The organism is Olavius algarvensis spirochete endosymbiont, from assembly GCA_900608495.1.
Lineage (GTDB): Bacteria > Spirochaetota > Spirochaetia > DSM-2461 > DSM-2461 > UBA2779.
On sequence record UWYT01000327.1, the window covers coordinates 1 to 405 of the forward strand.

The following is a 405-nucleotide window of genomic DNA, read 5'->3' on the forward strand; positions in this document are numbered from 1 at the left end:
GCACCTTTGCCGGCACTGGCTCAGCGAGTCATGCGGATGGCACTGGCAACACGGCACAGTTTAGCTTCCCCTACGGAGTGGCTGTGGATTCATCCGGCAATGTCTATGTGGCAGATCGTGGCAACCACCGTATCCGGAAAATCACTCCGGCAAATAGAATAGAAGATAGAACAGTAAGCACCTTTGCCGGCACTGGCTCAGCGGGTCATGCGGAAGGCATTGGCAGCACGGCATTGTTTAACAGCCCCTCCGGCGTAGCTGTGGACTCAAGAGGCAATGTCTATGTGGCAGATGCTAACAACCACCGTATCCGGAAAATCACTCCGGCAGATAGAATAGAAGATAGAACAGTAAGCACCTTTGCCGGCACTGGCTCAGCGAGTCATGCGGATGGCACTGGCAACA

The 405-nt window shown here is 54.3% G+C and carries 1 protein-coding gene; it reads left to right on the forward strand.

Annotated elements, in window-relative coordinates:
- Nucleotides 1–405: SBBP repeat-containing protein (locus tag S1OALGB6SA_RS09810; RefSeq protein WP_195910421.1), on the forward strand; the 405-nt coding region annotated here is incomplete at both ends.